The 7,585-nt window shown below is 48.6% G+C and carries 3 protein-coding genes, 1 pseudogene and 1 riboswitch; of the genes and pseudogenes, 2 read left to right on the top strand and 2 right to left on the bottom strand.

The window, feature by feature from the left end; translation table 11 throughout:
- A partial coding sequence (locus DW724_RS15105; RefSeq protein ID WP_202183546.1) for an InlB B-repeat-containing protein occupies positions 1-3,452 on the bottom strand: 3,452 nt, incomplete at its 3' end.
- Positions 3,453-3,969: 517 nt separating this feature from the next.
- Positions 3,970-4,809: a tyrosine-type recombinase/integrase gene (locus DW724_RS15100; RefSeq protein ID WP_118762036.1), complete on the bottom strand. Its 840-nt coding sequence runs from the start codon at positions 4,807-4,809 to the stop codon at positions 3,970-3,972.
- Positions 4,810-5,124: 315 nt separating this feature from the next.
- Between DW724_RS15100 and DW724_RS15095 the strand changes: the two genes are divergently transcribed.
- A complete protein-coding gene (locus DW724_RS15095) occupies positions 5,125-6,084 on the top strand; it encodes an Abi family protein (protein WP_118762035.1) in 960 nt (319 codons plus the stop codon).
- A 506-nt stretch (positions 6,085-6,590) separates the two neighbouring features.
- Positions 6,591-6,682: riboswitch (cyclic di-GMP riboswitch) on the top strand.
- Positions 6,683-6,791: 109 nt separating this feature from the next.
- Positions 6,792-7,585, top strand: a pseudogene (locus DW724_RS15090) (hypothetical protein); the annotation flags it as partial.

The raw sequence follows: 7,585 nt of genomic DNA, 5'->3' as shown, positions 1-7,585 counted from the left end.
GACGGCTTGTTGTCCGGCCACGTTACCATGCTGTCCAGCAGGTCGTTTTCGCTCTGCGGCATACGGCAGAGTACGCGGTTGATCATCGTCATAGCCTCAGCACGGGTGATGCGAGCGTCGGGGTGGAATGTGCCGTCCGGATAGCCCGAAATCCAGCCGAACGCAGCCGCTCTCTCGATCTCGTTTTCCGCCCAGTGACCGGAAATGTCGGAGAAGCTGCCGCTGTTCTCGACCGGTTTGGTGTTGAAGCGCGCGCAGATTGCCGCAAACTCCGCACGAGTGATCGAGGCATCGGGGTCAAAGCGGTCCGCACGGCGGCCCTTGACGATACCGAGCTTCGCCATCGTGGAAACCGCCTTGTTGTGCCACTGGCCGTCCGAAACATCGGAAAATTCGTTGTCGGCGGTCAGATTTCCGTCGCGGATGTCGGATTTGAGCAGGCGGAAGAAAATCGTTGCTGTTTCCGCGCGGCTGATATTGCCCTCCGGGTGCACCTTGCCGTCCGGGTAGCCAATGACGTAGGCGAAATGGTCGTCGCCGTTGAGCTTGTCCGGCACACCGGTCGCCTCCCAGCCTGCATAGACCGTCTTGTCGCTGTTCATCGTTACGCTTGTGATCTTCTGCGTCAGCGCCTTGTCGGCATACCAGCCGGTAAAGGTATAGCTCTCGCGGGTCGGGGTCTTGTCGAGCGTCACCTTCGTGCCGGAAGAACAGCGCTCATCCTTATAAGCTGTGCCGCCGTTCGACTCATAGTGCAGCGTATAGCGGGTCGAATGATGGGAGGAGGAACTGTTCTTTGCCCACTGTGCGGTATAAACAGCATTGTCCGTAACCGTTGCAGCTACAGACGGTTGCCAGCCGGTAAAGGTATAACCGCTGCGGGTCGGTGTACCGGAAAAAGCCGGTGTTGTATCGCCGACATGCAGACCAGCGGTCGTCTGATCGGCAAAGACAGTGCCATCCACGCCGTCCTTGTAGGTTACGGAATAAGTCGTGCTGTCTTTCCACTGGGCATAAACCGTAATATTGCTGGTCACATCGGTCGCAGCGGTAAAGGCATCGCCCGTACCGTCTGCCTTAGTATTCCAGCCCGTGAATATGTAGCCGCTGCGGGTCGGTTCAGTCGTCGGCAGATCAAAGTGATTTGCAGCACCGACCACCTTGTCCTGCACCATGATACGAGGGTCGGCCTCGGTATCGCCACCGTTCTTATCGAAGATGACACGGACACCGTTAGCCACCTGCCACATATAGTAATCGTCCGAGCCATCGGCATCGGCCATGCGCTTGAGGAACCAGCCGTCTCCCACGGCATCGGCATTGCCCAATACAAACACATTCTGTGCGGGGGAATCGGTGTTTTTCTTGGAAAGAATGTAGTTGTCACCAAGTGCAGGCTTTTTCAGAGTCTGCCAATCAGCGGGGTCCACCGTGTTGACCGTGGTGGTGCCGGTGGAAAGACCTTTGATTTGTACAGGGATCTTTGCACCGGCACTGGTACCGTCATAATTGGTGGTCACAGCGGGTAAACGAAATTCACCGTTGGTGGCGGTATAATCATTCTGCAAATAAGCCGATCCCATCAAGGCCATTACGCCGTTATTGGTCACGGCGCCTTTCAGATTGCTTGTGCCGTGATTGATGAGATGGCCATTGGAGCCGATTTTCGTTGTCCCCTGAACATAGATGTCATTATAATCAGCATCCTGCGTATGTTTTTGTTCCCATGTACCGTTTACTTCGGTGTTACCCCAAATGTGGATTTGATTGTCATCCGTGGTCAAACTGCTGTCTTTCTCAATCAGCAATCCCTGATCCAGTTCTGCCTCGTGTACAGTAACAACGCTCTTGTCCGTAATGTTGATCTGCGATGCCGCCTGTACAAAGGGAATCGTAGCTTTGCAATCCCGGATATTGACTGTGGGGAAACCGTCAGCCAAATTTCTCGCCGTAGTGCCGAGTACACCGGTTCTGATTTTCGGCTTTCCGGTGACATTGATGGAAGACCCCGCCGGTGCAGTTGTCTGATCGGTAACCATCACAAGGCCCACATCGCCGCCGTTAACCGTTACGGTCACGGAGCCGTTGGCGGTAGCTGGGATACCCTTTTCCCACAAGCCGCAAATATAGCCTTCGTCATATTCAGTATCATAGTAGCTGTTTTTCAGCTCAACATCGGTTGCATTTACTGTAACAGAGCCTTGGACAACGGAATCACTTGCACCGAAAATATTCTGCACATGAGATCCGTGGGCATTGATCGTAATATTGCCGCCTACGTTACCGCGCAAGGCTCCGTAGATTTCCGGCAGATCATACGAGTCGGGCGTAGTTCCTTTGTCCCATGCCCATGCATTTTCATAGGTGTCGATCGTAATGTTGCCGTCTACCGTATAATTGCCCTCAACGCCGGGATAGAGAGCAAAGCTATTGCCTGCGCCGACAATCGGCCAGTTGGAACCTAACCGCAGAATCCGATCGGTATTCTCATAAGCAGGATTACCTGCAATGATATGCAAATTACCGCGAATGATGGATTCCTCCAGCGGCTCCTCCGTACCGACAATGCCCGCTACACAGCCTGCACGAACATCCAGCGTGACATTGCCCCTCATCTCGCAGCCGTATGTGCCTTCAATTGCAGGAGACGCGGTACTACTTTTGTTGTCATAAATCAGCGTAGCATTGCCGCCAACATAGACATTTGACACACCCGCGCCGTCGCCGCTGGTTCCGTCGCCCTTCATACAGCCAGGGTTCAGGTGATTGCCGCCCTGCATTTCAATATCGCCCGTGATTTCCAAGTAGGTGTCACCCTCAACGGAGCCTTGATAAGAGCCGCCGATCACATCGTGCAGACCACTAGAAGAGGACGGGTTGATATAACCGCTTGCCGCAATCACCACATAGGTGCTGTCTACTGTTGTTTTGTAACCGCCGCCATAGAGCGTTTGGCTCAAATGGATCTGACCGTTTTCCGTAAAAATTGTATGATAGCCATTGCAGAACAATCTAGTGCCGGTCACATCAACATTATCAAAGGTGCAGTCACCGGTCAGAACGCCATAGGAAGGGAAGGAAAACTTCTTCATTTCTCCATCTTCACTCTTCACTGTGATGTGCTTGCCATCCACGCCAAAAGACGCAATATATCCGCTTGTAGCGTCGTTGGAAAGCGTTACATCCGCCTTCAGTACAATGGTCGCTTCATCCTCGGCTCTTGCCGCAATCTGCGTCAGAGTGTTGCTGAGTTCCGCTGTAGTAGATACTTCATAGCTTGGCGCGGTGACAGTCGGCTGCTCCGCACCCACCTCTGATTGCGGTAGGATCGTTTGGGTTTCACCGGTGTCAGGTGCTTCAGCATTCGTATCATCCGCCGCAAATGCGGCTGTTGGCAATAATGTGAGCAGCATTGCCGCTACTAACAGCCCTGATAGGATTCGTTTTTTCATAAATTTTTCCCCCTTACTGATAACACGCTGGCTAAAAATCTTTTTTTCATTTTTACCTCTTTTCCCGAATGTAATATTTGTGGAGATTGCTTCTGTCACAAAGGAAAAATCAATCTTGATTTCCAGCGTACATTCGTAATAAATCATAACAGCACTGACATATCATACCCGCTTTCCCCTGTTAAACTCATATAGCAGCCGGTGGGGGATACACCGTCAAAATGACACCCCTTTCCAAGCAGCAGAACGAAATCAGCATTTTGTGATTAGATTTTGCAAAATGCTCAACAGTAATCTGCACTATTACGAGAATAGTTTATCACGTAATACATAAAAGAGCAATGCCTGCCTCAATTGTGGTATTGCAAAAAGACCCACAAAAATTTGAAATTTTGTGGGTCTGGCTTTTTATGCCTTGTAGCAAAGGAAAAGTAGTTATTCAGACATGTTACATGAAAATTTCAATAATGCGATGCCTTCTGAGCAAAGGCAAACAACCAAATGCTGATTCTGTTCTCTACGATATTAACCCAAGTTCATCCAGTTGACGTGCCTGTTCTGCACCACTGACAGTTAGATAAATACGCGTTGTTTCGATACTACTATGCCCCAACACATCGGCAAGTCGGGCAATGTCTTTACAGGCATGATAAAAGGTCGTGGCGAACAAATGACGGAAGTTATGCGGAAATACTTTGCTTGGCTCCACACCAGCCGAATGACACAGCCGCTTGAGTTCATACCATACTTGCCGCCGTGTTATTGACTTTCCGCTTTTGGTGAGGAACACCTCGCCAGAAGCAATTTTTTGCTTTTTAGCGTACTTTACCAGTTTACGGCACAGCTTAGTCGGCAACAAAATAGTGCGAATCTTGCCTTTGAGGGCGATGGTGGTTCGTCCCTTCTTTGCTGCTTCTACCGTAATATAGCGCAGTTCGGAAATGCGGATTCCTGTAGCGCAGAGTGTTTCCATGATGAGAGCTAACCGTTTCTGTCCGCTTTCCCGTGCAGTGACTATCAGTCGGTCGTATTCCGCGCGACTCAGTTCTCGCGCCGGATCACGGAATAACTGATGCTGGATTTTAAGGAATTTTAATTTGATGTCCCAACCAGCAAAACGAAAAAAGCTATTCAGCGCCGAGAGCATAGTGTTGATTGTACGCGGAGCATATCCACGGTCTTGCAGATAGGCTTTCCAATCTCTGGCGATTTCTTTTGTAACGCTTCGACCATCCAGAAATAGAGTAAAGGAAACAATATCACGGCGATATTTTTCGATTGTTCCAGACGCACGCTCCTCTGCAGCAAGAGATAAACAGTAACTGTCGATGTCTGCTCTTGTGATGGTATAATTCATATTGGTACCTCCTTAGGTGTTATACCAATAGTTTACGCCAGGTCAAACAAATTACTCTGTGCATAAAAATCATCCCATGTAACAAAAGATTGTCTTGTACAATTTTGGGTGCTATATCATGTGCAACTTTTCTGTGATATCACATATACTATGTCAAGAGCTTTATCCGCCTCAGTTTAAGTTTTTCTTGACTGCGCTGTGTTTGTGTGGTATAAAGTTCTTAGTGATTGTGTCGCAGAAGTCTGCGGGACCTGCGACCTGAAAGGGAGGCTCTTCCGAGTCTCCCTTTCTTTATAGAGAAAGAGGGTACAAATTATGGCTATGGACAAGCCGTTTCAGACCTATGAAAATTTAGTCATAAAGCTACGCGATGAGAAAAAACTTGAAATCCCGGATGAGGATCGTGTCATCTCTTTGCTGAAAAAGCATAGCTATTTTGCCCTTGTATCTGGATACAAGACTCTGTTCAAGCTACCAACCAGTGAGTATCGTCCGGGAACGACGATAGAAGATATTTTTGCTCTGTTTGAATTTGACGATGCTCTGCGAGGTATCTTCTTCAATGCCATTCAAATCATTGAAAAGCACATAAAATCACTGCTCTCCCATTCGTTTGTTGAAAAATATGGGGACGATCAGAAAGCATATTTGACACCTGAAAATTATAAATTTATCGGTTCCTCTCCGAGCGATACCTACATGAGATGCGCTGCGGTGAAGCGTTTGATCCAGACATTTGAAGCTAAGGTACATCCTCCGTTTGACCAGAAGTATATTAAGCATCAGTGGAAAAACCACAAAAATGTTCCCTTGTGGGTTACAATCAAGGCGGTGACATTAGGGACCACATCGAAAATGTACAGCCTCTGCACACAGGATGTTCAAGCCGCAGTGAGCAAGGAATTTCCGGTCATTTCAGAGCACCAGCTTGTTGGTATGCTGGATTTTCTTACGCGAGTACGAAACGTCTGCGCCCATAATGAGCGTCTATATGATTTCAACGCAGGAAAGACACGCGCGATTCAAGCACTGCCGCTTCATGCAGACCTGAAAATCGGCAAGAAAAAGAGTTATTACAAGCACGGACAATCTGACCTGTTTGCGGCGGTCGTTTGCTTCAAATATTTGCTGTCACCAGAGGAATTTAAGGATACTGCGAACAAAATTGACGCAGAAATTCAAAAACTCTGTGCTCGCACCAAGTTGATTCAGAAGAATAAAATTTTGAGCTGCATGGGATTCCCACCAAACTGGCTCGACAGCATCGAACTTTAAGACGAACTTTTGAAATGCGTCCCATGTGGACGCATTTCTTCTGTATTCGTGATCTTGCTCCGGTTACAGGTCCGGAGCCTTTTTGTTCCCGCAAACGGGGACGGGAGCACCGAAACGAAGGCTTTGCAAGCAATGGAAAGGGATATCCTTTTGGACAATTTCGCTTCGCTCATTGTCCGACAGGCTATCCCCTTTCCGCTTGTTGGGGAGTGCCCCAACCCCCCGAAAAATCCTGACGGATGTTTTCGATTGCCGTCCAAAGTCCGACAAGCCCTGCGCCAATCGGCGCAAAAGAAATGCCGCAGGCAGTATCGCAATGATACCGCCTGCATTTTTCTTTCCTGCTGGAGATCGCTCTTTGTACATATTGCGAAATACTAAAAATCAGCGTCGTTTATTTTGCACAATTTTTCGCCGGTTTGCGTGGTTGAAAACTATTCAGATTGACAATTTCATAGTAATTTGATATACTTTATTTAGATAAATAACCCAAACTCTTAGGAGAATGGCAGAAATGGCAAAACAGAGGAAACTCTGCGGCGCAAAGCTATAGGGTCTAAACGATTGCTCTGCAATCGCATGACAGCCAGCTGCCTAACCAGTCCTCGCATTTTAAGAAACAGCGCAATACTGTGTGGACTACTATCCATGTGGTATTGCGCTCTTTTTTACCTGTTTGGGCGCAAAAGAAAGGGAGCGATCGAAAAATGAAACGCACACGAATCAGCGTATTGCTTGTAATAGCCTTGCTGTTGCAGCTATACGCACCACTCACGGCAGGCGCAGTGGACTTTACGCCAAACCCACAGACGGAATATGCCAAACGGTTTATTGCCGCCTGTGATGGACAGACATGGTTCATCAATGAGATTGAGCGTTTGCTGAATGCCCAGCAGCGCACGCTGGATACCATTACCGGAGCGGAAGACCTTGTAGAAATCAAGAGCATTGGTCTGAAAGGTAAAAACATCACCGGACATATACCGGCTGCAATCGGGGAACTTAATGAATTGCGGTATCTGTTCCTCTCGGATAATCATTTGAGCGGAGATATTCCGTCTGCGCTCTATACGCTCCCGAAACTGCAAAATGTAGACTTGGGCGGCAATGATTATGCAGGTGCGATTCCTTCCGAGTTTGGTACAATGCCCGCATTGAAAACGCTGGTTCTAAAAGATAACCAGTACACTGGTACGATACCGGACACGATTTTGAGCAATACCCAGATTGAGGTGCTGAACCTCATGGGAAATCAGTTGACCGGCGGTTTTCCTGCGGCAGTTGCCGGTATGAGCAGTCTGAAATACTTGAACCTTTCGGAAAATGCTATCGGCGGCACGATTCCCGACCTGTCCGCGCTGACTAATCTTATCTCTCTTTCGGCGTGGCAATGCGGCATGACCGGCACGATTCCCGAAACGCTGTACTCGCTTTCCGGTTTGCAGATTTTAGACCTGTCCGAAAACAAGCTGGAAGGCGAAATCTCTGCCGGTATTGCTAA

The sequence above is a fragment of the Butyricicoccus sp. AM27-36 genome, assembly GCF_003480945.1.
In the GTDB taxonomy this organism is placed as follows: domain Bacteria; phylum Bacillota; class Clostridia; order Oscillospirales; family Butyricicoccaceae; genus Agathobaculum; species Agathobaculum butyriciproducens.
The sequence above is the reverse complement of the archived record's forward strand: the minus strand, read 5'-3'. Positions and strand labels throughout refer to the sequence as shown.

What these genes read in the sequence shown, in the direction of transcription:
- DW724_RS15100 (WP_118762036.1), bottom strand. Translation starts at nt 4,809, where the DNA reads ATGAATTATACCATCACAAGAGCAGACATCGACAGTTACTGTTTATCT.
- DW724_RS15095 (WP_118762035.1), top strand. Translation starts at nt 5,125, where the DNA reads ATGGCTATGGACAAGCCGTTTCAGACCTATGAAAATTTAGTCATAAAG.